The sequence below is a fragment of the Bradyrhizobium sp. 21 genome (assembly GCF_023073335.1).
In the GTDB taxonomy this organism is placed as follows: domain Bacteria; phylum Pseudomonadota; class Alphaproteobacteria; order Rhizobiales; family Xanthobacteraceae; genus Bradyrhizobium.
On record NZ_JADPJG010000026.1, the window covers coordinates 214,140 to 238,729 of the forward strand.

24 protein-coding genes are annotated in these 24,590 nt (G+C 59.2%); 17 read left to right on the plus strand and 7 right to left on the minus strand.

Annotation, left to right across the window (positions count from 1 at the left end; genetic code table 11):
* Positions 1-216: 216 nt before the first annotated feature.
* The 5 genes from fdhD to IVB31_RS22270 all read left to right on the plus strand — a co-directional run bounded on the left by fdhD (position 217) and on the right by IVB31_RS22270 (position 3,648).
* Positions 217-1,050 (plus strand): formate dehydrogenase accessory sulfurtransferase FdhD, encoded by an 834-nt coding sequence (gene fdhD / locus IVB31_RS22255; RefSeq protein ID WP_247327442.1) that lies wholly within the window; start codon positions 217-219, stop codon positions 1,048-1,050.
* A gap of 150 nt (positions 1,051-1,200) precedes the next feature.
* Entirely contained in the window at positions 1,201-1,560 is a 360-nt protein-coding gene (locus IVB31_RS22260; protein ID WP_247327443.1) for a hypothetical protein, read from the plus strand.
* A 163-nt stretch (positions 1,561-1,723) separates the two neighbouring features.
* Complete coding sequence (locus IVB31_RS33680; RefSeq protein WP_346730887.1) at positions 1,724-1,924, plus strand: glycoside hydrolase family 15 protein; 201 nt, start codon at positions 1,724-1,726, stop codon at positions 1,922-1,924.
* Positions 1,925-2,023: 99 nt separating this feature from the next.
* Positions 2,024-2,800 (plus strand): Crp/Fnr family transcriptional regulator, encoded by a 777-nt coding sequence (locus tag IVB31_RS22265; protein WP_247327456.1) that lies wholly within the window; start codon positions 2,024-2,026, stop codon positions 2,798-2,800.
* Positions 2,801-2,925: 125 nt separating this feature from the next.
* Complete coding sequence (locus IVB31_RS22270; RefSeq protein ID WP_247327458.1) at positions 2,926-3,648, plus strand: DUF4396 domain-containing protein; 723 nt, start codon at positions 2,926-2,928, stop codon at positions 3,646-3,648.
* Positions 3,649-4,133: 485 nt separating this feature from the next.
* On the opposite strand, the gene IVB31_RS22275 is transcribed toward IVB31_RS22270, so the two are convergent.
* Both IVB31_RS22275 and IVB31_RS22280 read right to left on the minus strand, forming a co-directional pair.
* Entirely contained in the window at positions 4,134-4,643 is a 510-nt protein-coding gene (locus IVB31_RS22275; RefSeq protein ID WP_247327461.1) for a hypothetical protein, read from the minus strand.
* A 150-nt stretch (positions 4,644-4,793) separates the two neighbouring features.
* Entirely contained in the window at positions 4,794-5,852 is a 1,059-nt protein-coding gene (locus IVB31_RS22280; RefSeq protein ID WP_247327464.1) for an AI-2E family transporter, read from the minus strand.
* Positions 5,853-6,082: 230 nt separating this feature from the next.
* Here IVB31_RS22280 and IVB31_RS22285 point away from each other — a divergent pair, with 230 nt between their 5' ends.
* Positions 6,083-7,279, plus strand: coding sequence for an FAD-binding domain (locus IVB31_RS22285; protein ID WP_247327466.1), 1,197 nt, complete (start codon positions 6,083-6,085; stop codon positions 7,277-7,279).
* Between the two features lie 131 nt (positions 7,280-7,410).
* Complete coding sequence (locus IVB31_RS22290) at positions 7,411-9,228, plus strand: chloride channel protein (RefSeq protein ID WP_247327468.1); 1,818 nt, start codon at positions 7,411-7,413, stop codon at positions 9,226-9,228.
* 52 nt (positions 9,229-9,280) lie between these two features.
* On the opposite strand, the gene IVB31_RS22295 is transcribed toward IVB31_RS22290, so the two are convergent.
* Positions 9,281-10,528, minus strand: a complete 1,248-nt coding sequence (locus IVB31_RS22295) for a sodium:proton antiporter (protein ID WP_247327481.1) — start codon at positions 10,526-10,528, stop codon at positions 9,281-9,283.
* Between the two features lie 321 nt (positions 10,529-10,849).
* On the opposite strand from IVB31_RS22295, the gene IVB31_RS22300 reads away from it, so the two are divergent.
* On the plus strand, positions 10,850-11,080 hold the full coding sequence (locus IVB31_RS22300) for a hypothetical protein (protein ID WP_247327483.1): 231 nt from the start codon (positions 10,850-10,852) through the stop codon (positions 11,078-11,080).
* Between the two features lie 675 nt (positions 11,081-11,755).
* On the opposite strand, the gene IVB31_RS22305 is transcribed toward IVB31_RS22300, so the two are convergent.
* Positions 11,756-12,430: a response regulator transcription factor gene (locus IVB31_RS22305; protein ID WP_247327485.1), complete on the minus strand. Its 675-nt coding sequence runs from the start codon at positions 12,428-12,430 to the stop codon at positions 11,756-11,758.
* On the minus strand, positions 12,402-14,495 hold the full coding sequence (locus tag IVB31_RS22310; protein ID WP_247327488.1) for an ATP-binding protein: 2,094 nt from the start codon (positions 14,493-14,495) through the stop codon (positions 12,402-12,404). Before IVB31_RS22310 ends, IVB31_RS22305 begins: the two co-directional genes overlap by 29 nt.
* A 137-nt stretch (positions 14,496-14,632) precedes the next feature.
* Here IVB31_RS22310 and IVB31_RS22315 point away from each other — a divergent pair, with 137 nt between their 5' ends.
* The 7 genes from IVB31_RS22315 to IVB31_RS22345 all read left to right on the plus strand — a co-directional run bounded on the left by IVB31_RS22315 (position 14,633) and on the right by IVB31_RS22345 (position 20,649).
* Entirely contained in the window at positions 14,633-15,430 is a 798-nt protein-coding gene (locus tag IVB31_RS22315) for a Crp/Fnr family transcriptional regulator (RefSeq protein ID WP_247327491.1), read from the plus strand.
* A gap of 390 nt (positions 15,431-15,820) precedes the next feature.
* A complete protein-coding gene (locus IVB31_RS22320; RefSeq protein WP_247327494.1) occupies positions 15,821-16,327 on the plus strand; it encodes a PRC-barrel domain-containing protein in 507 nt (168 codons plus the stop codon).
* Positions 16,328-16,495: 168 nt separating this feature from the next.
* Positions 16,496-16,867 (plus strand): hypothetical protein, encoded by a 372-nt coding sequence (locus tag IVB31_RS22325; protein ID WP_247327497.1) that lies wholly within the window; start codon positions 16,496-16,498, stop codon positions 16,865-16,867.
* Positions 16,868-16,869: 2 nt separating this feature from the next.
* Positions 16,870-17,127: a DUF5985 family protein gene (locus tag IVB31_RS22330; protein ID WP_247327500.1), complete on the plus strand. Its 258-nt coding sequence runs from the start codon at positions 16,870-16,872 to the stop codon at positions 17,125-17,127.
* The gene (locus IVB31_RS22335) at positions 17,127-17,402 is read left to right on the plus strand and encodes a DUF5985 family protein (RefSeq protein WP_247327503.1); all 276 of its coding nucleotides are present in this window, start codon (positions 17,127-17,129) and stop codon (positions 17,400-17,402) included. Before IVB31_RS22330 ends, IVB31_RS22335 begins: the two co-directional genes overlap by 1 nt.
* Before the next feature lie 690 nt (positions 17,403-18,092).
* Positions 18,093-20,327, plus strand: coding sequence for a trehalose-6-phosphate synthase (locus IVB31_RS22340; protein ID WP_247327506.1), 2,235 nt, complete (start codon positions 18,093-18,095; stop codon positions 20,325-20,327).
* A 130-nt stretch (positions 20,328-20,457) separates the two neighbouring features.
* Entirely contained in the window at positions 20,458-20,649 is a 192-nt protein-coding gene (locus tag IVB31_RS22345) for a hypothetical protein (protein WP_247327518.1), read from the plus strand.
* A 152-nt stretch (positions 20,650-20,801) separates the two neighbouring features.
* On the opposite strand, the gene IVB31_RS22350 is transcribed toward IVB31_RS22345, so the two are convergent.
* Together IVB31_RS22350 and IVB31_RS22355 are read right to left on the minus strand one after the other, a co-directional pair.
* Positions 20,802-21,296: a MarR family transcriptional regulator gene (locus IVB31_RS22350; protein WP_247327521.1), complete on the minus strand. Its 495-nt coding sequence runs from the start codon at positions 21,294-21,296 to the stop codon at positions 20,802-20,804.
* A 111-nt stretch (positions 21,297-21,407) separates the two neighbouring features.
* Positions 21,408-21,818 carry a hypothetical protein gene (locus IVB31_RS22355; RefSeq protein ID WP_247327525.1) on the minus strand — a complete coding sequence of 137 codons (411 nt, stop codon included), beginning with the start codon at positions 21,816-21,818 and terminating at the stop codon, positions 21,408-21,410.
* Between the two features lie 458 nt (positions 21,819-22,276).
* Here IVB31_RS22355 and IVB31_RS22360 point away from each other — a divergent pair, with 458 nt between their 5' ends.
* Positions 22,277-23,611 (plus strand): substrate-binding protein, encoded by a 1,335-nt coding sequence (locus IVB31_RS22360; RefSeq protein ID WP_247327528.1) that lies wholly within the window; start codon positions 22,277-22,279, stop codon positions 23,609-23,611.
* 100 nt (positions 23,612-23,711) lie between these two features.
* Positions 23,712-24,587, plus strand: a complete 876-nt coding sequence (locus tag IVB31_RS22365) for a branched-chain amino acid ABC transporter permease (RefSeq protein WP_247327532.1) — start codon at positions 23,712-23,714, stop codon at positions 24,585-24,587.
* The last annotated feature ends 3 nt before the right edge of the window (positions 24,588-24,590 follow it).

Here is a 24,590-nt window from a genome sequence, read left to right on the forward strand (position 1 = left end):
TATGTTCGTCAGGGGGGTTCCTCGGTCCGAATTTTTGAAATCGGAGCAAAGCACAGCGACCGTCGAGCGAAAAACGCAAACTACTCAATGCGATGGAGCGGAAGCGGGCCTCTGTGTCTCCTCGCGCACGATAATTTGCGCGCTGCCGTACAAAGAAATCTCGAGCTGGAACTTGGCTCTCCGGAAGAGGTTGGCAGACGCCAATGGGAGTGGGACATGGGTGATCGCTGTACGCTCGACAAACCGGAGTTGGTGTGGCGAGGGAGCCGCCCAATCCCCTCCTCCCGCAGGGTCGCAGAGGAGCGGCCGATAGCGCTCACCTACAACGGCTCGACTTACGCTGTGATGATGGCTTCGCCCGCCGACCTCTGGGATTTTGGCGTCGGTTTTAGCTTGAGCGAGGGCATTGTCGAGCGGTGCGAGGACATCATCAGCATCGAAATCGTCGAGCTCGAGCGCGGTTGCGAAGTGCGGATCTGGCTCGACAACTCCCATGGTGATCTCCTTGCAAGCAGACGGAGGGCGATGGTCGGGCCGGTCGGCTGCGGCCTCTGCGGAATCGAAAGCCTGGAGCACGCTTGCCCGCGGCTGCCGCGCATCGTCAGCCGGGGCGGATTTCGCGCCTTCGACATCCTGACAGCGATGCGCTCGTTACGGCCGCTCCAGCATCACAACCACGCGACAGGGGCGATGCACGCTGCGGCGTTTTGGGACGGCAATGCCATTCGATTGATAAAGGAAGATGTCGGCCGCCATAACGCCTTGGACAAACTCGCGGGAGCGGTCGCCAGGGCCGGCCTGGAGACGTCATCGGGAGCTGTCCTCATCACCAGTCGGGTATCCGTCGAGCTGGTGCAAAAGACAGCAAGAATGGGCGCGCCGCTCCTCGTCGCCGTATCGGCGCCGACTTCGCTGGCGATCGAGACCGCTGAGAGGGCCGGCGTCACGCTCGTCGCGGTCGCGCGTGACGATGGTTACGAGATATTCAGCCACGCCAGCCGATTGGCGTTTGGAGAGGGAGAGTCCGCGCCCGAATTGCTTTCCGGCTGAATTGGCCGCAGGCCGGTTATCGGCAGAAGCTCGTCCTCCGCTTCGTTCGCTCTCGTACCGAGTTCGCGCGACCGCGACTGTTTCTGGCGGAACGTCTGGGGCCGGCCAGCGCTGTCGCGATATTGATCCGTCAAACTGTAGGAGACAGCGATGAAGACCACGCTTTTGGCAGCCTTCTTGCTCGCAGCCACGGCTTCCAGTCCGGTACTCGCGCAAGGTGGCGCCAATTCCACGGCACCCTCGCAAGCAGCCACCAGCTCGGGCCAGAATACGGCGGTGCAGAAAATCCAGGATGATCTGAAGAAGGCAGGTTTCACCGACATCAAGATCGTTGCGGAATCCTTCGTCGTCCAGGCCAAGACGAAGGACGGCAATCCGATGGTGATGACGATCGGTCCACATGGCATGTCCGTGTTCGAAGCCATGAACACGACCACGACCGGCTCCGCAACCAACTCTCAGGGCACGACCGCGTCCGGCTCTTCCAACAACAACGCCGGGTCGAAGTAGTCCTCCACCTTAGGCGAACATCGCCACTCGTCCATAGAGGGCCGCGATGTTCGTCTGCTGGCGCGGGATGGTGAGTGAATGAAGCCGTTGGAGACGTTGGCGCGGTTGGATTGCGAAGTTCGATGTCGAGACGCAGTGGCCTGAGGCTGTTAGGTGCTCGCTCTTGCGGGCTGAAGCGGAGAGAACCTTCGAGCACCTGTTGCATGCGCGAAATGAACTGGGGCTTCTAGCTGAGGAGTTCAACGTTCGTGATCGACGCCTTGCTGGCAACTTCCCTCAGGGATTGAGCCATCTCGCGCTGATCCGAGCCGCTCTTCGTTTCGAGGACAAGGCATCAAATCGAGGCGATCGACATGAAAAATAGTCTCATGCACGGCTAGGAACCGCAGACGGTCCCGACAGCTTTACCCTCCTTAGACCCGTGACGGGCTGATCGCCCACGGGATCGCGGGGAGTAGCGAAAATGCGCGACGGCCAAGCGACGGGCCCGGCTTTGAGGCCGATTGCGCCAAACGATCTTTCTCGACACTTGGCTGTACGAAACAAGCTGTTGCGCTGCATTCCAAAGCCGGAGCTGGCAGTGCTTCAGTCGATGGGGACGGATGTCGAGCTCAAGCCGCGTCAGGTCCTCCACCATTGGCGCTTGCCGATGGAGTACGTCTACTTTCTTGGCAGCGGCCTCGTATCCGTCTCAGCCAAGGTCGAGGCTGGGCGCTTCGTGGAGGCTTGGCTGGTCGGGTCCGAGGGAATGATTGGCTCTCCCTGCATATTAGCGCCGGACGATCCGATGCCGCCGCACCGTCGGGTCGTTCAGGTGGGCGGAACGGCCCTGCGAATTCCGGTGGTGGCCTTCCTTGCGGCGCTCGATGAATTGGTGGTCCTTCGCGAGCTGATCCTTCGTTACGTCAACCTTGTCTTGTTTCAGACTTCCCAGGTAGGAGCGTGCAATTCGCTCCATTCGGTCAAGCAGCGGCTTGCCCGCTGGCTGCTCGTGGCGGCGAACGCAACGGATACCAGCGAGTTGCCGATCACGCACGCCGTTTTGGCCCAGCTAATCGGGATCCGGCGGGCGAGCGTAAGCGAATGTCTTGAGACATTCGAGCAGGACGGAATAATCCGCAACGCTCGAGCCGCGATATCTCTGGTCGACCGGGCTCAGCTGGAGCATTTGGCCTGTTCGTGCTCTGGATTGATACAGCGCGAGTATGATCGGCAGATCGGCCGCCGTCTGCGGGGTTGAACGTCGAATACGACTTCTGCAGAGAGCTCGCTCGCGATAAAGCTCTTGATCCTGCCCAACTCCAAGGCTCGAGTTGAACGAAAGCGATCTTCAGAACGTTTGCTTCTCCGAGCAACGGAGGAGCCATGATTCCAGTTTGGCTTAGAGATATGGCGCTGGCTAGTCTGGCCGTCGGACTTGTCTGCGCGATCGTAATCTCGATCGACCTGATCCGCCATCCACAGCGCATGTGGATCATGAATGTCGTCTGGCCAGTCAACGGTCTGTTCGGCACCGTACTGACCTTGTGGATGTACTACCAGTTTGGGCGGCTTGCAGCGCGTGATGCGGCTGAGATAACTGAGCACTCCGATAGCAAGAAGGGCACTCCTTTCCCTGTCATGGTGGCAAAAGGTGCCATGCACTGCGGAGCCGGATGTACGCTCGGGGACATCATCGCTGAAACCCTTGTGCTTGCGTTTCCGGTGATTGCGATCTGGGCCGGATGGAAAAGCCTTTTTTCAGAGAAGATGTTCGCCATCTGGGTGGTGGATTACCTGTTCGCCTTCGTGCTCGGCGTCGCATTTCAGTACTTCACGATCAAACCGATGCGCGACTTGTCACCGGGCGCAGGAATCGTTCAGGCCGTGAAGGCAGACACTCTCTCACTGACTGCCTGGCAAATCGGCATGTACGGCTTTATGGCGATCGCGCAGTTCGCGATCTTCAGGAATTTCTTCGGGGTGAGGCTCGAGCCATCCATGCCGGAGTTTTGGTTCATGATGCAGATTGCGATGATCGCGGGATTTTTCACGAGCTACCCGGTGAATTGGTGGCTTGTAGAGGCAGGCGTCAAAGAACGCATGTAGGGGCAAGCTCCGATCGGTTGAGGGTGTTGCTTTGACGACCCCGAACACAATTAGCAACTCTTTCCGCTCGCGACCCTTTGACCAAACGGGGCGCCCGCGCTCAACAGGGAGAAGTATCATGGCGGCGCATGCAGGTGAGACAGCCCAAGAGACTGGAGACTTCAGGTGTGAGCGATGTCATCAGGCCACTCACGTCACAAAAGGACACAAGATTCCGAAATGCCCGCATTGTGGAAGCACGAGCTTTGATACTCGGCGGAACGAGCCGTAGGTACGCACGTCACTCGGAAGCAGGACGTCAACACAGCCAATCTTGCACCGTGATTGCCCTCTCGAAGTCTTTCGAATGCTGGCGGACATCCTGTTCTGCGATCGGTGGTTCTGTCCCGACGTCGACAGCAGCCTCTCCAACGAAATGTTCGTCGTCGCCCGGCGCGCTTCTCCACTGACTGAATGCGGCCGGGCACTTTGCTACAGGCGCAGCGTCACCACCGATGGTGCGCACGGATCACGCCGTGATGGTGGTGCCGATAGTGCCGCGGCGCCCAGCCGTAGCTATGACGCCAGGGGTGCGCGCGCCGGACCGTATATTCCCACGGGCTCGGCGCGGACCAGCCGTAGCTATAGCGCAAGGGGCGCGGGCCCCAGGCGTATGGTCGCGGCCCCCAACCATAGCCACCCCAGTAAGGTGTATAGGCGTAAGCCGGATAGTACCCACGGTAGCCGTAGGGGTATCTGTATCCATAGTATGGCGGATATTCCTCATAGTAGGGGGTCGCAATGGCGGAGCCGATCAAGGCTCCTGCCAGCAGGCCGGCGCCGATCCCCCAGCCGCCATGCCAGCGAATCTGGGTGAGATTATCCTGCACTGCCGACGTGTGCTGCGTCGGGCTCGCGGCAGCCGAGAGCGCGGTCAAAGGTGCAGCTTGGGTACTGCCGACGGGAGAAATCGCGATGAGGCCGGTCAGAGAAAAGGCAAGTGTAAGTCTCCGCATCTGTGGCTCCTCTAGCTTCAGAATGCGGTCTCAACTTGAGCCTGCTATGTTGGTTTCTCGCGTCAAGAGTTCGGGACACTTTGTCGCGCCGAGTGCCCGGCCGGAGTCGCGAGTGTACGACACCGTACAAACTACACAGCCTCCGCTCTTTTAGTGGTGTTCTTCAACAAGGGAAACCGGTCTACTCTCGCGCTCCAGGAACGATTCAACATAGATCATGCGGACGGCAACGAGCAGGACAGCGATCAAAGGCGTAGCAACGATCAACCCGATCAAACCGAAGAGAGTGCCGAGAACGGTTTGGGAAAGGATTGTAAGTGCGGGCGGCAGCGAGACCGTTCGTTTCTGAATCCATGGTGCGATGACATTTCCCTCCAACAGCTGGATCGTCAAAAACAAGAGCGCGACCCAAGCGGCAAGGGCAGGAGACTGTGCCAGAGCCACAAGGATCGCCGGCACTGCTCCTGCAAGTGCCCCGATGTATGGTACGAAGTTCAGAAGGGCCGCCAGTAGGGCCAGTGATAGTGGCAAAGGCGAGCCAATGAGGAGAAGGCCCAATCCGAGCAGCACGCCCACGATCAGCATGTCGACGAGTTGGCCGAGAAACCAGAGCCTAAGCGTAGCACCGAGCTCTCCGGCGACGTGGCGGCCGCGTGGTCGCCAAGCCATTGGAAGCAAACGAAGCGAGCCTTCAAGATAGAGTTGGGGCGAGGCAGCGAGAAATACGGCTGTCGCCGCCGTAACGACGAGAGTGCCACCTATGCCGAGAACGGAGCCAACGACGCCTGTGACGTAGCCGGTCAGGCCAGTGCGCAGAGACTTTCCGGCGATCTGCAACTGTTGAGCTAAGATCGAGCCCCACGAGCTGTTTTGCATTTCGTCCCATATCCGCGATAGTTGGGTTCTCAGTTGCCGGCTGATTTCGTCGGCTTGATTGAAAATGGCGCTGCCCCTCCACCACAGCAGCGTACCGAGTGCGAGGCCTGTCACGAGAATGACGGAAATCAATGCCGTGTATGGCCCGAGGCGCGTTACGCGACGGACCGCGTCGCTGGCGCCCCGCAAGACGCAAGCGATGACCACGGCGCTGAACAAGAGCAACAGTATGTCGCGAAGCAGCCAGACCGAAAGAGCGAAGAATAGAGCGATTGCGCTTACACGAAGGGTGCGCTCGATATGCCGGACATGAACAGTCAACTTGTTTTCCAAGTCGTCTCCTTTGTCGGAGCAGTCCAGTCTCCGAAGCTCGAGATTGAAGTTGCGCAGGCGAGAGTGCTCGGAACATCATCGCGGCGATCCCGTCGCGATGAATGTAATACTCTGTCGCGGCCTCAAATGTTCTTGTACGCAAGCGAATAATTCTCGTCCCAAGGCCACCGAAGCACCAGAGCGAGCTCGGGGATCGTGTGCCGATCGTCGTTCGTTTTTGAGGAGATGGCATGAACAGCGTTCTAATCTCCGGGGTTGGAATTGCCGGGCCCACGCTTGCCTATTGGCTGAAAGCAGCCGGCTTTCAACCGACGCTCGTCGAGCGCGCCTCCACGCTGCGGAGCGGAGGCTATGTCATCGACTTCTGGGGGCTGGGCTACACCATCGCCGAACGGATGGGATTGATCCCGGCGATCAACCGCGACGGCTACCACGCTCAGGAATTTCGGATCGTAGATGAAGCTGGCCATCGGCTGGCCGGCTTCGGTATCGACGTTTTCGCCGAGTTGACGAATGGAAAATACGTTACTCTTCAGCGCAGTGACCTCTCGCGCATGCTGTTCGAACGGATCAGCGGCTGCGTTGAAGCCATTTTCGGAGACGAAATCATTCTCGTCGAAGAGAAACCGGATGGCGTCGAAGTCCAACTGAAGCACGGCGGCAGGCGCAGGTTTGACCTTCTCATTGGGGCAGACGGCCTGCATTCGGCCGTTCGGAAGTTGGCTTTTGGACCGCCGACGCAGTTCGAGCGACATCTGGGGTATATCGTGGCCGCGTTCGAAGCTCCGGGCTATCGGCCGCGTGACGAGGATGTGTATTTGATCTACGGTCAACCGGGCCGCATGGTAGGCCGCTTTACGCTGCGTGATGATCGTACGTTGTTTCTCTTGATATTTGCTGAGCATCACTCAGTGTTGCCGGAAACGCCGGCCTCGCAAAAGGCGCTCCTTCGTGAAATCTATGGCGGAGATGGCTGGGAGTGCGATCAGATGCTCGCCGAACTGGAGCGCACTGGTGAACTCTACTTCGACACCGTCAGTCAGATCAGGATGCCCAACTGGTCACGAGGGCGGATAGCACTCATTGGTGATGCCGCCTTCTGCGTCTCGCTCCTGGCAGGTCAGGGGGCGGCGCTGGCGATGATTTCAGCCTATGTTTTGGCCGGCGAACTTGCCATGGCCGGTGGACGATATTCCGAGGCGTTTGCCACGTACGAGGCGCGGTTGAAGAGTTATATAGGCCGGAAACAGCGGGGTGCCGAGCGCTTTGCTGGGGCGCTGGCGCCGAGAACGCGCTGGGGAATGCTCTTCCGCAACGTCGTGGTCAGAAGTTTCTCGATACCAGGCGTGGCGAGGCTCGCAATTGGGCGGGACATCGCCGACGAATTGGAACTTCCTGACTACTTGGCGCCGGGTGCCATGAAGTAACGCCCACCAGAAGGGAGGTGCGATCGTGGGGATGTGGACGCTCGATTGACGCGGTTGTCCCCAACCTGTCGCAGGAACCACTTTTCGGAACCGGGAGTTCGTATCCTCGTATCGTACGCCCGGGTGACCAAATGGCCTCAGTCCTGTCTTACGGCACAAGAAAAGCCCTGATCGGCAGCAGCGTTGAGCGGTTTGCTGAAGAGCGGAAGGTCAGCCTTCTCGTGCTTTGCGCGCTTGCGTTGATGATCGGTGTCCTGACCGGGCTTGGTGCCGTCGTCTTTCGCGTTCTGATCGCGCTAGTGCACAATTTGTTTTACAGGGGCACGCTGAGTGTCGCTTATGACGCGAACATCAGTGAGGGTCCCAGCCCTTTTGGGGACTTTATTCTACTCGCACCTGTGATCGGCGGCCTCATTGTCGTCTTCCTCGTTCGGCGCTTCGCTCCCGAGGCCAAGGGTCATGGCGTCCCTGAAGTGATGGACTCGATATTTTACAAGCGCGGCAAAATTCGCGGCGCGGTGGCCTTGGTAAAGGCGCTGGCATCCGCAGTATCGATCGGGAGCGGCGCCGCGGTCGGGCGCGAAGGGCCTATCATTCAGATAGGCTCAGCTCTCGGCTCTGCCTTTGCCCAATTCATCGGGCTTTCGACCCGGCAGAGGATCACGCTGCTCTCCGCGGGCGCCGGCGCAGGCATTGCCGCAACCTTCAATACTCCGCTGGGCGGCGTGCTGTTTGCTCTGGAAATTCTTCTGCCGGAAGTTTCAAATCGAACATTCCTTCCAGTCGTCGTGGCCACGGGCGCTGCGACGACGATCGGGCGCATCCTGATCGGTCCGGATCCGGCCTTTTCGGTTCCGGATATGCAGTTCAGCATGGTTGCATCCTTCAATGCGCAGGAAGCTCTCGCATTCGTCCTGCTTGGCCTGTTGTCTGGAGCGGCAGCCTGGGCGTTTATTCGTCTGCTCGTCTTCATGGAAGACGGGTTTCCGAAGCTGTCTGGCAACGAGTATGTTCAAAATATCATCGGCATGTCGTCAATCGGCCTGACGATGGTGGTGCTCACCCATGCCTTTGGCCACTCCTACGTCGACGGAGTGGGCTACTCCGTCATTCAGGAGATACTGGACCACAAGATGACGGCGGCGGGGTTACTGGCCCTGCTGTTCGTGCTGAAGCTGTTGGCATCGACGGTCAGCCTCGGCTGCGGGGCGTCGGGCGGGATCTTCTCGCCATCACTTTACCTTGGCGCAACGCTGGGGGCCGCCTTTGCCGCTGCAACCAATTCAATCCTGCCTCATTCAGGGCTAACGCCATCTTCGGCCGCGATCATTGGAATGGCGGCCATCGTCGGTGCAGGTACGGGCGGCGTCATGACGGCGATCGTGATGGTCTTCGAGATGACCCGCGATTACGCAATCATCGTTCCGGTGATCGTTGCGGTGGCGTTGGCTGCGGGCGTCAGGCGTGCACTCGTCAACGAGACGATCTACACGGTCAAGCTGCGCCACCGCGGGCACCGCATTCCAAAGGAGCGCCATATTAACCTCTATCTGGTGAAGCAGGCCCAGGACATCATGGAAAGGCGCTTTATCGTCGCCGGAGTAGGAACGACGCTAAAACAGGCTATGGCTGCGGAAGATATCGATGATGCACTTCCTATCGTGGTTGAGCGCGAAGGCCGGATTGTCGGCCTGATCCCACCACGTTCCGGCTTATGGGCGGAGTCGCAATCGAATCCAGCTCTCGTGGTCGAGCAATTCGTCGAGCGGCGGATGGTCATTTGCCGCGATCAGGACCTCTTGAGTTTGGTGTTTGCCAGGTTGAAGCGTCATCGGGCCGGCGCGGCAATCGTTGTCCGCTCTGCCTCCCGCCCGCGCGTGAACGATGTCGTCGGCGTCCTCACCAAACGCGTTATCGCAGATGCCGTCATCGACAGCTACGAGGATTGAAACGGATAAAGTGAGGGCATGTCGCTTGAACGACGACTCGAGACGAGACTTATTATCCGACAGTCCGCCTTGCCACCCAGCCTAGGGTCGAGCCTTGAATGATGATGCTGAACAGGACGACCCCATAAGTTGACGCGAGCATGGCGGCCTTGGCCGGGCTATCCGGCATTGATAGGGCGAGTGCAACTGAAATCCCGCCTCGAACGCCCGCCCAGGTGAGAAAGGGCGCGTTGCGCAGGGAAAGCAGCCGAGTCCATCCGAACAGAAATGGTTGAACCGAAACAGAAACAAAGCGGGCGAAGAGAACGATTGGCACCGTCGCTGCCGCCAGACCGAGGCTGCGAGGATCGAAGCGCAGCATCAATGTCTCGAGCCCGATGAGCAGAAAAAGGACCGAGTTGAGAATTTCGTCGATGAGGGTCCAGAGCGCGAAGAGATATCCTTGTGTCCGCTCACTCATTGCGTATCGAGGTCCTCGGTCGCCGATGAGGAGGCCCGCGGCGACCATGGAGAGCGGGCCACTGACGTGCAAATGCAGCGCAAGTGCGTAGGTTCCGGTAACGAGGGCAAGGGAGATCAGCACCTCGATGGCGTAGTCGTCGATGAGCCGCATCGCGCGATACGCAACATAGCCAGTCAACAAGCCCAGCACTATCCCGCCACCAGCTTCGCGAACGAGTAACTCAGCGACATCGGCGGCCGAAACCTGACCGCCGTCTCCGGTGCTCGCAAAGCGAAGCATGATGGTGAATAGAACAATCCCGACGCCGTCGTTGAACAATGCCTCGCCTTCCGTCTCGATCTGCAGCTCTTTGGGCACTTTGGTGTTGCGAAGCGTACTCAGGACAGCAACGGGGTCAGTCGGACTGATCAGTGCGCCGAACACGAATGCCCAAGCCAACGATACGGAGAGGTTTAAAAGGCCGCAGATGAACCAGAACATCAGGCCTACGAGGACGGTTGAAATTGAGGTGCCGAGGACGGCCAGAATAAAAACCGGAATGGCGCGGCTTCTGAGTGTGTCAAGATCTACGTGCAACGCGCCGGCGAACAGCAGAAATGCCAGCATCCCATTCACCACGACTTCGGCAAAGTCGATCTGCCGGAGCCCGTTGGCAAGCTGGTCTAGTAGTTGAATTGTGGGAAACGCCGCATCTAAGCCGATCAGGAGCAGTGACGTCAGGACGCTCATCACGAGAAGACCTACGCTGCGGGAGAGCGGCAGGAACTTGTGATTGAGCCAGCCGAAGACGGCAGACAATGTAAGCAGAACGGCAGCGATATCCATCAGCGAAAGCACGACAGGCTCCCTTGTGCTCGGCGAGAGTGCCTGTTCACTCCCTTCCATCAAGGCCGCTGTTCGCTCTACTCCATTGAGGGCAGTGCGTTCGAGATGGCGACTTTTGACACGTGAATAATCAAAAGCAACTTCGGCAGTTCCTGCGGGACATGCAAGCGGATTAGGATGGGCCTCAATCCCAACCCGTCTCCGCGACGGAGTCATCTATCCATTTCTGCATCTGCGGCGAAAGATCGCGACGACGATTGTCGGTGTCGTCGTTCACTCCGCATTCATTGGACCGACATAGAAGTGCGGAGGGGCATACGACAAGGAAAAACTATGAAGAAAATCGCCTATGGATTTGCGGCCGCTGCTCTGCTTGCAGGCACTCAGTTCTTGGTTCCTGCCAATGCGATGATGGCGCCACCGGTCGGCGCAGCGGCAACATCCGAGACGATGCAGGCCGGCTATCAGTATCATCATCATCGGAGGGTCTGCACCGTGCGAACCATAGTCACACGCGGCTATCATGGTCGGCGTATCGTCAAGCACGTGCGTGTCTGCCGATAAGCGCAAACTTGGAGGGCCGTCGATCGAGGCGGCCCTCACCTTGCATAACAGCAATATTCATCGCGCAGTGAGATGGGTGCGCCGCACATTACATCGGAAGCTGACGCCCAAAAGTCCGGGGAAATCGACGTGCCGCGATCTCCAGCGCCGCAAAACAAAGAGCCGTGAACAACATACCGAGGACCAGGAGAACCACGACTGTATCCATAACCAAACGAGTTCCTGCAAGGGATCGGGGCAATGAATCCAACTTCGTGATTCTGTCGGTTGCCACGCCTGTTGTCATCAAGCAATCGCGTACGCCGAGAACAGAAGACAGGTGATGTAAACGCAAGCGAGGCAAATGCCCGCGGTTCTAGCCGTGTGGGCATCGAGCCGCGAGTTCGTCCGAGTAGCGAGCTCGGGCAGTTTCTCATACTGTGCAAAGAGCCGACGACGGGCACGTCCTCGGAAAAGTACATTTCTCATATATGCCTCCAAACAACACTGATCCGTCCAAAAAGGTGCGGAGTGCAAAAGCCGTTCGGCCGGCGATTCGCGTTGGTTCTCTCGTCCGCTTCTTGGAAGATAGTGGACGGCGTCCCATCGGGCAGTCAGGAGATGAGCGGGGCCTGTCGGGATAATCCTGACGTCCGCATGCCGCGCGCAGGGCCGTTTGGCCCACCTACTTCCCGCTCAAACTTGATCGGCACTCTTTCCCGAATGGCCCAACCAGCCAAGGGCCACGCCGTAGCGCACGATGTCGGCACGCGTGAACAGTCCGAGCTTTTCGACCGCCCTGGCCTTGTAAGTTTCGACGGTCTTGATGCTGATGCTTAGCTGATTGGCAATTTCCTTGTTGCTGAAGCCTTGTGCAATAAATCTGAGAACCTCACTCTCGCGCGGTGTCAGCTCGCCGGCTGTGGAAGCGCCGGAAGACGAATGGGCGCCCTGCGCAGATGGAAGTGCTTTCTCCGCTATTGCAGGATCCAGATACAATCCACCTCCAGCAATCGCGCGAACTGCGCGCTCGAGCTCGTCGGCCGCAGAGCGCTTCAGCAGATAGCCGCGAGCTCCCGCTTGCAGCATAGGCTGAACGTAGGCGTGATCCTCGTGCACGGTCAGCGCCAGAAGACGAACTTGAGGAAGCTGCGTCGCTAGAGTGCGAGCAACTTCGAGGCCACTGATACCGGGAAGTGAAATGTCCAGGATGGCAATGTCCGGTGTGGCCTGGCGAATGATGTCTAGGGCGGTCTGTCCATCCGTTGCTTCCCCGACGATCTCAATGTCATGCACGTCTTGAAGCAACGCCTTCATTCCGGCCAGAACAAGCGGATGATCGTCAGTCAACGTGATCCGGATCGGGCACATAGCCCATCTCCTCGATTGGCAGCGGTATTCTCATGAAGAGAGAGGTGCCGTGGCCGGGTTCAGATTCAATCGCCAAAGATCCGCCGAGCAGCGTGAGGCGCTCCTCGATGACGGACAGGCCCAATTTTGGGTGGCGGCTCTCACCCTGCGAGAATTCCTGAAAGTCGAAGCCGTTCCCGTCGTCTTCGACGACGATCCTAAGCTCAGTTGTGCGTCGGTCGATGACCACACTGACGTTTCGAGCTTGCGCGTGTTTGACCACGTTGTTCACGGCCTCCTGGACGGCGCGGTAAACCGCGATTTCGACGTCCTGGCCGAGACGATCTCTTCTGCCCAGCGGTTGAAAATCAACGCTGATCCCGAACCGGCGCCGGATCTCCGCGCAGAATGCCTCCAGCGCCTTGTAAAGGCCCAGGTCATCAAGGGCGGTGGGGCGCAGGTCAGAGGCGATTTGATGAATATCGCGCCCAATCCCTCTCGCGAGTCCCTGCAGCCAATTGAGCCTCTCCAATCCGAGCTTGCGTTTGGGGCTCGTGCCCAGAAGCGGCTCCAGATTCTTTAGACCGAGAAGGAGACCTGTGACCGTCTGGCCGATCTGATCGTGAAGCTCCCTTGCGATTCTACGGCGTTCATTTTCTTCCGCTTCGGAAAGACGTCGAAGCAGTTGCTGGCGCTCCAGCTCAGCTCTCTTGGTCTCGTCGATATCGAGAATGACGCCATATACGACGTCCAGGTTTTTATCATCGATGCGAGACAGCCGTCCGCTGGCCCGCAGCCACCGGCTCTGAGGGGGAGCGGTCCGGAAATCGGCAATCGCCACGTTTCCCGAACGGCAACTCAGCAACGAAGCCTCAAATGTCCGCTGGTCGGCGGGGTCAATACTGCTCAGTATCCGATCTATCGGAAGGATCGTATCTCCTTCGGAACGCGATCCGTCTATCCGGAGCATCTCCCGGGCGCGGGGCGACACGATCGCTTCTCTGGTCGCAAAGTCACAGCTGAACACGCCAAGATCTGCGGCATCGATCGTTAGCCTGCGCCGCTCTTCACTTGCGTTAAGTGCCAATGCGGCCTGCGCCTCTTGCTCGCGCCGGCGCAGCGAAATGTCTCGTATGGTGTACCAGGCCAAAGTGAGAGCCAAGAGGAAGCTCAGGACCCCACCCCCGGCAAGGAAAATGGCTGAGCGCTGAACAGGCCCATTCAGTTCCTGCGTCGGTATTCCGAAATGGACCGACCATCCGCTGGTTCCGGGTATGACTTTATAGATCGAATCGACCTGATCGCCGCCAGGCGTGGTTTTCACGTAGCTTCCTTCTGGTGCAGAGGCGATCGCCTGGCGGACGGTAGCGCTGGCAGATTGTCCGAGTTCGGATTGCTCACCGAAGGTGCGGGCGACGATGTTCCCCTTGGCATCGACCACAAAACCTACCCAGCCGGCCGGGGCGCCTGCACTCTTCAATATCTGGCTTATTGCATCGGGCACCAAGGCCACCGTGAGTACAAAATTCAATTGCCCATCACGCTCGACGGGGGCCCTGACAGCCACCACGCGTTTGCCGGTGAGAGGACCGCGCGGCCCAATTCCGCCGATCGCCGGCTTTCTCGTTTTGAGGATCTGTTCGAAATTCTCTCGGTCTGCGGTGGCGCGCATCCCGTCTCCGAGAGGACGGCTAACATCAAGCACCTGATTTCCGTCGGGATCGACGAGCTGAATCGTCTGCCAAAGAGGACGTGCTTCGTTGACACGCGTCGCTTCTCGATAGAACGCGTCAAGGTCCGGCTTGTCGAGTGTTGCGGAAGCCGCGACGGTCTCGGCGATCTCGAGCTGGAGGCTGATCTCGGAGGCAAGCCGGTTGACGACGCTATCGAGCGTCTCCACGGCGGCAGCCTGAGAGCCCCTGCGCTGCTGCTGCGCGTTCAGGAAAACGACCCACCCCGCGAAAAGCGCAAGAGGCATCGCTGCCGCGATGAAGACGAGGATCAAGGGGCGGCGGGCTGCGCGCCGGGAGATTGAGCTGGGCGCCTCCATGCGGGTGGGTATCAAATGAGACAGCAAAACGCCCACGTCCTGGCACTTCCTCAACGTTTTTGGTTCGTGTCAGGGTTTTCCCGACAGTACTATCGGTCACCCTGACTCCCAGGATTGCTCGATCCATCCCATCGTACAGGCAATCATTGTAGCGGTCTAGAATTGGGCTTGACATGGAACATTCTTCATCGCCGCTGCGGTTGATCGAAAACGAATTCAACCCGAAGCGGCCTGGCCTTGACGAGCCCTTCTGCGGCACTAGCCGCAACGAACTCGTCTCCCGACTGTCGGCCTCATCGCAGTGCCGGTTGCTCGAAAGCTGCGAGACAGTGTCTCTGAACAAAGGACAAATTCTCTACGATCGCGGCACTCCTCTTCGCTACGCGTACTTCATCGAGTCAGGCGGGTGTTCTGTCACGACCCGTGCGGGCGACTGCCTGCCGGTAGAGATCCATACGCTCGGGATGAAGGATTTCGTCGGCGTGCCGTTGGTCCTGGGCATGCAAGTGTCGCCGCACCGCTGCAGCGTGAGAGTGCCGGGTCAAGCGAGTCGGATCCAGTCCGATCAGCTGATTGCTTTGATCAAGAGCGACGTCGAGCTTGAAAAGATGCTTTTAGGCTATGTTCAGGCGATCCTAATTCACAGTTCGCAACTATCAGCCTGCAACTCCAGGCACACGCTGCACCAGCGCCTCGCGCGGTGGCTCCTGGTTGCCAGCGACAGGCTCGGATCTCGCGAGGTACCTTTCACGCATAGTTACATAGCCAACGCTCTCGCGGTCCGGCGCGCCGGCGTTACGGTCGCTCTCGGCAGTATGGTGCGCGACGGGGTGATTGGATGTCGCAGGGCAGGGATCGTTGTCACGGACGAGGCCAGGCTGAAAGCGATGTCTTGCGATTGTCAGGGGATCATCCTGTCGGCGCACAACCGTCCTTGTGCGGTGCCGCCCCTTCGCATTGCATATTCGTGAACGCGATTCCCTACTGCCGTTAAGTCGACTGTACGGCAGCCAATAGAGTCCAGATATTCTTGATGCGATAGAGGCGGAGATGTCATCGCAAGAAAGCCGGATCCGAACCGATAACGAAGTCCTGGTGGGAGCCTTGGAGGAAGCCCAAAGGCTTCTTGCCGCTTACGAGAACCCTTGCTGCAATCGCACCAGGGACGACATTATCGCTATGGTCGAGTTCATCATATGCAACCCTTCCGTGACACGTGCAATGCTTCATCAAAAGATGCGCAGCCGCCTCAAGCTGGTCGGATAAGTCTCGTGCGGGAGCGTACATTCGCATTCAGGAAAACGAAACTTGCGAGCGTGCGATGAGTTGACGATGATCCAACAGAAGTAGGAGCAATCGTCATGAAGATATCACTTTGCATTCTTGCCTCCGCGATGCTGCTGGCTACGCCGCTCATGGCGCAGTCGTCCCAGAACAACGCGACGACCGCGGCGCCCAACGTGCAGCCGGCTGGCTCGACCGCCTCCATGCACAAGGAAGGTGAATGGCGTGCATCGAAACTCGTTGGCGTGAACGTCTATAACAACAGCAACGAGAAGATCGGCGACATCAATGATCTGATCGTGGATTCCAGCGGGCGGGTTGCCAACGTGGTGATCGGAGTGGGAGGATTCCTTGGAATGGGCGAGCACAACGTCGCCGTAACGTTCGATCAGCTCAAATTCGCCAAAGAACCGGTGAAGACGGCGTCCAGCGATGGCGCTGGAAAGACCGGCAATTCCGGTTCGACGAGCACGACGGGAAGCGCATCAACGCCGGCCCACCGAAGCGACAATTGGTATCCGGAACACGTGGTGCTGAACGCCAACAAGGATCAGCTGATGAAGATGCCTGAATTCAAGTACTGAGTCGATTTCGGTAATATTTCCAGCATGCTTATCGGCGGTGTCATCTGAGATGGCGCCGCCTTTTCCAGTTGTCTTTGATCCGGTCGGCTAGATTTGTGTAGCAGGAAAAGCAGTCTTGAATTTCCGCATTGAATCGATCAGCTTGCGTGCCGCTGGCTGAGGTCGACGATGTCTGATGAAGCACTGCCGGAAGAGGTAGAGGAGCTTGTCCGACGCTACATTCGCTCTGTGGCGCAGCTCGAAGCCCTTTTGTTCTTCCACAAGCGGCCCGGCGAGCGGTTCGACGTGGAATCGCTCGCTTCACGCCTTTACGCGGGCAAGATCGAGATGGCCGATGCTCTAGCGTCCCTGAGGAAGGATGGCTTCCTGGACGGCGAGGCAGAAATCTATGCCTTTGCGCCGCGGCCCGAATTGCGGCCAGTGGTGGATAGCTTGGCCTTGGCGTATTCGCGGCATTTGATCCCGATCACACATATCATCCACAACAGCCCACACCGCATCCAGGCATTTTCAGATGCCTTCAGGATTCGAAAGGATTAGTCATGGCTGCGGTGATTTACACGCTTTGCGCGGTCACGAGCGGCTTTTGTGCATGGCTGCTCATTCGGGCATATATCGGTAACAGGTCAAGGTTGCTCCTATGGAGCGCCGTCTGCTTCGCGGGTCTGACTTTCGAAAATGCTGCTCTGTGGATCGATAAAATCGTATTTCCTCAAGTTGATCTTTCCGCCGTGCGTCTGTCGATCGGCCTGTTCGCCATGACGGTCCTGCTTATCGGCATGATCTGGGAGGCCGAGTGATGGACCATTTGAATCCCGTTCTTTCAGGTGCGACGGCATTCGCATCGCTCCTGGCGAGCATATATTTCCTGAAGTTTTGGCGTAAGACGGGCGACACCCTTTTCCTGTTCTTTGCAGCTGCGTTTGTGATCGACGCCGTTGCGAGATTTGTCCTGGCTGTGGTGCAAGTGACGAATGCGAGCGAGCCGGTGTACTTCATCCCGCGCCTGATCACATTCGGTCTGATCGCGCTTTCGATCGTCGGGAAGAACGCGCTGCCGAAGAAGCGCAAGTGAAGCGCGAATTCAAGAGGCGCTGACTTGCAAGATTGCTCGGGGTGCAACCGTACAACCGGTTTCGCGCTTTGAACGACGGGCAGGGGAATCGACCACCGACCTTGACCGGGACGGATGGACAGGTCATGCCGTCAGGAGAGGCGGACCCCAGCCGAGGAACGCTGGGATCCCAGCTCCCGCCGCGCGCTAATTCACCCGGACGTTGGCGGGCTGCTGTGTGGGACAGGAGTGATGTTCGGCAGAGCGCGCAAAGCTTGCTACGTGACGAAACACGGTACAGTTCTGTACAATAGGCAGCCGATCTGCCCCGCTGCCGCTTGCTCGCGGGCGACCTCCGAAGGATATTGCGCAGGGGCTTTCATGATCAAAAAATCGAATCAAACGGCACTCAATGTGTTTCCGCAAGCGTACTGCCTGTCTTGCGAGGAAAAGACGCCGCATCGGCATGAACGGCTGGCAATCCACGGTACGCAAATGGCACGTGCGACTTGTCTCACGTGCAACAACGAGCGTACGGGCTTTGAGGAGGGGAAGCGGCTCGCCAATCCGAGCTAACAGCAGCCGCCCTTTGGTCTGGTATATATTCGCTCACTACCGCTTGGCGCAATCGGCAGTGCCCAAGGCGCTGCGAGAGCTGCGCTTGCTAGACGGCTCGAGCAAATCCCTGCGGACAGTCGGGGTAGCTCCGGAGTGACCCCGATATCGTACAAGGAGTTCTTCCGCTATGGCGTTTTCGGCTTGGCGGTAGCCGCAATCGTTGCGTTCGGGATATCTCCGTTTACCGGTGGAATCGTACAGCAATGGTCGCGAAGCGATGTCGAGGCCAGATCCAAGCTGGTTTTCAACGCCATTGGGCCGCTGCTTAGCCGGGATGTCGAGGACCGGGCTTGGGGCCACCTGGCCGACCTCTTCAAGAGAGTGGCACTCGACAAGAAGATTCTCGCGGTTGGATTTTGTGATCCGGCAGGGTCGTTGATCGCGCCGACGCCTGAATTGCCGCCGACCTTCTCGTGCGAAAAGTCTGCGAAGTCCGAAGGCGAAAGTTTCACAAGCATAACGAGCGGCGGACGCCGGATTCTCGTCGCTGCCTTCCCGGTCCAAAGCAGCCGTGGGCGCTCTTATCTCGTCATTCTAACCGACCTCAGCTTCGCGGCGGCGAGATCAAGCCAGGTGCTGTCATATCTCTTGGCCGCGCTCGCCAGCGTCGTTCTGGTCCTCACCATCGGCACGATCATTTTCGCCGTACTGATGATGCAAGGATGGATGGACGCCTTGCGACGTGCGGTCGACGAGGTGCGCCGAGGTGCTCAGGGAGAACCGTTGGAGCTGAGCGGCGGGTCTATCGATCGCGAAATTCATAAGCTGTTGCGCAGGGCCGACCAGGTTCCGCTTACGAGCCAGATCGAATGGACGCCAAAATCGCTTCAAGAGGTGTTGCACGGCGTTCTGCCAAGGGCCGAAGTTCTCGTCGTCTCCAATCGCGAGCCCTACATCCACAACGCGACGGAGGCGGGAAGGGTGGTGCAGCGGCCAGCGAGCGGCTTGGTCTCGGCTCTGGAGCCAATCATGCGCGCCTGCGGCGGCACATGGATCGCCCACGGCAGCGGCAGCGCCGATCGGGAGGCGGTCGACGAGAACGATAGAATCCGGGTGCCCGAGGTCGCTCCGGCGTACACGCTCCGACGCATCTGGATCTCCGATGAAGAGCAGGACGGCTACTATTACGGCTTCGCCAATGAAGGGCTCTGGCCATTGTGCCATATCGTTTTCGTGCGCCCTACGTTCAGGTCCAGCGACTGGCAGATGTATCGGCAGATCAACCAGCGCTTTGCCGACGCCGTCCTTGCTGAGGCGCATACCGAGGACCCCGTCGTGCTGGTCCAGGATTATCACTTCGCGCTTGCTCCGAGAATGATCCGTGAGCGCTTACCGAAGGCGACGATCATCACCTTCTGGCACATCCCATGGCCGAATGCTGAGACCTTCGGCATATGCCCTTGGAGGGCGGAGATCATCGAAGGAATGCTCGGCAGCACGATTGTCGGATTCCATACCCAGTTCCACTGCAACAATTTCATCGAGGGCGTCGATCGTTTCGTAGAAAGCAGGATCGATCGCGAAGTGCAGACGGTCAGCTTAGGTGGACATGAAACGAGGGCACGCGCGTATCCGATCTCCATCGAATGGCCGCCGAGGGAGCTGGAAAAGCTCCCGCCTCCGGCGCATTGCCGATCCGATGTGATCGCCCAATTCGGCCTTGCGGAGGGAACGCGGCTGATCGTCGGTGTCGAACGTTTTGATTACACCAAGGGCATTCTCGATCGCATGCGCGCCGTCGACGCGCTACTTTCACGTAATTCAGCCTGGAGAGATCGGCTTGTATTCGTTCAGGTCGCAGCCCCGACACGAAGCAAGCTCAGCTCATATTCGAAGCTCCAAGCCGAAGCCGAGGAGCTCGCCGCCGAAATAAATGGGGGCTACCCCGGTCGCCAACCCGTAATTCACCTGATCGCGCGGCATTACGAGCCTGCGGAGGTCTTCCGCCTGTTCAGGGCAGCCAATGCCTGCGTCGTCAGCAGCCTACATGACGGAATGAACCTGGTGGCAAAGGAGTTCGTCAGCTCGCGGGAGGACAATGCCGGTGTCCTGATCTTATCGAGCTTCACCGGCGCGTCGCGAGAACTATCCGAAGCGCTCATCGTCAACCCTTATGACACGGAAGAAATGGCATCAGCGATTGAGATTGCGCTGACGATGCCAATTCAGGAACAGGCCGAGCGCATGAAGCTCATGCGGCAGCAGGTGAAGGAGCATAACGTTTATCGTTGGGCGGGCGCGATGCTGGTCGACGCTGCCAGAAGTCGTACCCGGGAGCGGGTGCTTGGGCTTGCCGCCAAGGCCGGTCATGGCGTGAAGCAGATCTGAGGGGCCTCTTCAAAAAGCGGTCTTCAAGAAAATCGGTACCAAAGCGTACGGTTGGTCCTTTCCAAAACGACAGCTCGGTCGCACTCTCGTGCTTGCGACTTTTTGCTCCGTGATGTGGAGGAAGGCGAATATGAACATGCTGATCGGAGCTGCTATGCTTGCGGTAGCAGGCATCCTGATCTTCATTGGGCTTCCCGATCGGACCGGCGAGCAACCGAAGTTCCTGCGCTTTGAAGCAGCGTTGGTTCTGTATCCTCCAATGATCTTGTCGTTCATTGGCCTCGGCGCTGCGGCTCTGATTTCAGGCCTGCTCACCAGATAGTCGCCTTTCCAGACATAGAGACGACCCTACAAACCCGCCCAAAATGCAATCGGTCACGGCGTGACTTGGAAGCCATCGTCCAGGAGGCGAATGCGAGCCCATGCCGGCAATCCCAGGCATCAGTCAAGACGGAGTAGAGTTTGCTCGCGGGCTTAGCCGTTGGAATTCGGCCCGCCAGAGTGCCGAAACGACCTCAGCAGGCGATTCAGTGCCGGGCTCGCGGCGCGGCGGAGCTCCTGAAGATTTCTCTGCGATAGTGCCCGCAGTTTCTGTTCACCTCTCCCGGTCAGTTTGAGGTGCACACGTCTGGCATCCTGCGGGTCGGCAACCCGGCCTACTAGCCCAAGCTTGGCCAAACGATTGATCAATTCAACCGCCGAGTGAGGCCGGATCAGCAGAAAGCGCGCAACATCACCGACTGTCGCAGGACCCGGGCGCACGAAGCCCTTGATCCCAAGCAGCGCCTGATGCTGCGTCGGCGTCAATCCCTGCTTTGCCGCGGCTGCCTCGCTGAAGGCCAGAAAGCTCCGGATCTCGTACCGGAACTGCGCAAGCGCAGCATAGTCGGAGTCACGCATCGGATCGGTGGCTGAGGACCGCCCGGACCTGGCCGCAGTCGCCCGTTGCGTCCTCTTCATCTGAACCATGCCGTGCCGCCTCCGTGCTTCCTACCCGGCAACGCGAGCCGTTAGCCAAAGTAGCAAGCAGGAGCGCCCGGACCAAGCAGCGGGAATTCCGGATGCACAGCTATTGCGCCCCTATTCGAAGCTCGACAGCAGGATCTTCACCAGGATGATTTGAAACGCGATCGGGATCCGGGCGCTCTTCCGCCTGATCGAGCGCTGCAGCGCACCGGCGATCTCGGCGCTGGTCAGGCTGCCTGCCGAGGCATTGGCGATCAGCTCGCTCCACATCTGCGACAGCGAACCGCCGGGCGGGATTACCGGCTTGATAGTCACGCCGCAGCCCTGCGCCCATTCCACAATCTCCCGCATCGTATGCGGCCCGCAATTGCGCGTCGTCGCGAGACGTTCGGCCGTGAGCGCCCACAGTAACTCGCGCGATGGCGACCAGTTCCCTTTCGGCGGCTGCTCGCCCTTGAGCTCGACTGCGAGCTCCTTCAGAACGTTCTGGGCACGCACGCTCAGCCGCTTCATCGGCCCGGGCACACGCTTCGCCTGAACAGAGCCGACTGCCGGTCCCCGCTCACCTGTCGTTCGATTGCGAGGCTCGGGCATGCGCGAGGCATCGCCGGACTGTGGTGTCGCCCCCTGTCCGTTCACCTCTTCCACCGACCACGCAGCGTCCTGCCGCTCCGCACCTTGCGGCCATGACCGTCGCTTCCGGGTACCCGCCACTCTCGTTCGCCGCACCATTTCTCTCGCCGAACCCGCCAGTCTCGTACTCACAAAGGCTAATATATATCGGGATACGATATGTTTTCACGACATAATTTTGGTCGTTCGACCAAAGACGAAATTGACAGAAGGCGTTCACAAGTAATGCTTGCGCCCAAGAGCTACACGCGGATGTGACGTGCCCGGCGCGGGCAGGCCCTTAAGGCCGGCTGCCGCCGGACAGGTCGTGCTTTGCCTGCAAACAAGAACGATGTTCGGAGGAAACGATCATGACTGACAATCTCATCCGCCGCGGCCTCTCGCGCCGTGGCCTGCTTCAGACCACCGCGGGCCTCATCGGCGGCACGGTTCTGCCCGGGATGCCGGCGTTTGCCGAGGACAAGCTGGCGATCGGCTCCTACCCCGCCGGGGTCTCGGGCTCCACCGCCTTCATCGGCATCTCCGTGCCGCGCACCGGCACCTATGCCGTACAGGGTGAAGACGAGCTCAAGGGCTATCAACTCGCGATCGAGCACATCAACAGCGGGCACGACCTGATCAAGAAGATATCGCCGAAGACCAGCAAGGGCGTGCTCGGTAAGGAGCTGAAGTTCGGCGTCGCCGATTCCGCGGCCAAGCCAAACGAGGCGGTGCAGGCGCAGCAGCGCTTCATCAGCGAGAACAAGGCGATCATGATCACCGGCGGCACGTCGAGCGCCGTTGCAGTGGCGCTGAACAAACTCGCCCAGCGCGAACACGTCATTTTCGTGTGTGGCATTTCCGGCTCGAACGATACCACTGGCAAGGATTGCGTCCGCTACGGCTTTCGACAGAACTTCTACGGCCAGACTGCGGCTGCAGCGATCGGCCCGGTGATGGTACGTGAGTTCGGCAAGGGCAAGAAGGCCGCGTATCTCACGCCTGATTACACCTACGGCCACACCGTCACCAAATCCATGCAGGATTTCCTCGCAACAGCGGGCTGGACGACGACCACCAACCAGGTGGCGCCCCTCGGCGCACCCGACTATTCCTCATATCTGCTGAACGTCGCGAATTCAGGCGCCGACGTGCTCATCAACGTCAATTGGGGACACGACGCCGTGCTGTCGACACAACAGGCCAAGCAGTTCGGCGTGCTCGACAAGATGAAGCTGGTCGTCCCCTACCAGGTGCCTTTCATCGCGCGCGAGACCGGCGGCCTGATGCAGGGCGTCTACGCCGCCACCGATTATTGGTGGACCATCGAAGACAAATTCCCGCTCGCCAAGATGTTCAACGAAGCATTCGAGAAGAAGTACGGCTACAAGCCCGAATGGGGGGCGGAGAACGCCTATGTCAGCTTCGCGCATTGGGCGCACATGTGCGAGCAGGCCGGCAGCTTCAGCCCGCCCGACGTGATCAAGGCCTACGAGAAAGGCGAGACGATCCCCTCCCTGGTGGGCGACGTGCATTACCGTCCCGAGGACCATCAGTGCGTCCGGCCGGTGATCATCGTCAAGGGCAAGCAGCAAAAGGACATGAAGAACAAGGAAGACTGGTACGACGTCGTCGAGATCGTCCCGGGGGAAAGCCTGATGCAGAAGCCGGACGCCTTCGGCTGCCATCTCGGCGACTACAGCTGAGACCTCGCTAACCCCTGTGACGCCGCGGACTGCACTCCGGTCCTGCGGCGTCACCCTTTTTTGACGCAGCCCCGTCGGGCGTCGCAACCGTGATCATTGCATGATTAGTTGGCCCAATCTCGTTTCGCAGCTTTTCAACGGGCTCGCGCTCGGCGCCCTGCTCGCGCTGATCAGCTCCGGCCTGACCATCATCTACGGCACGCTCGGCGTGCTCAACCTCGCGCACGGCGCGATGTTCATGATCGGCGGCTATGCCGGCTTCGTCGCCTACCAGTACACGGAGTCGTTCATCCTCGCCGTGATCGCGGGCTCGCTGTTCGTGATGCTGCTCGGCGTTCTCATGGAACGCGTCATCATCCGCCATTTCTATCACCGACCGCACGAGGATCAGCTGCTCGTGACCTTCGGGCTCGGCATCTGCTTCGTCGAGCTCGTGCGCCTGCTCTTCTCGAGCCAGTCGCAGCTGGTACCGCCGCCGGCACTGTTCCAGGGCATCACCAATCTCGGCTTCATGTTCTATCCGACCTACCGCCTCGCCGTGGTCGGCATCGTCGCGGTCGCACTCGGCGCGCTGTTCATCATCCTCTACCGGACCCGGCTCGGCATGATCGTGCGCGCGGGCATCGAAGATTCGGTGATGGTCGATTCGCTCGGCATCAACGTCTACCGCGTCTTCATGATCGTGTTCGGCATCGGCGCGATGGCCGCCGGCTTTGCCGGCATCGTCAACGCGCCGGTGGTGTCGCTGACACCGGGCATCGGTGACGACATCCTGGTCCAGACCTTCGTGGTGGTGGTGATCGGCGGCGTCGGTTCTTTCCCTGGCGCGATCCTCGGCGGCCTGATCGCCGGCGAGATCATCAGCGTCACCTCCATGTTCAACCCCGGCTATGCCTATGTGATGCTGTTCGCGGCGATGACGCTCGTGCTCGTGGTGCGACCGCATGGCCTGCTCGGCGCGCAGGGCCGCGAGTAAGCG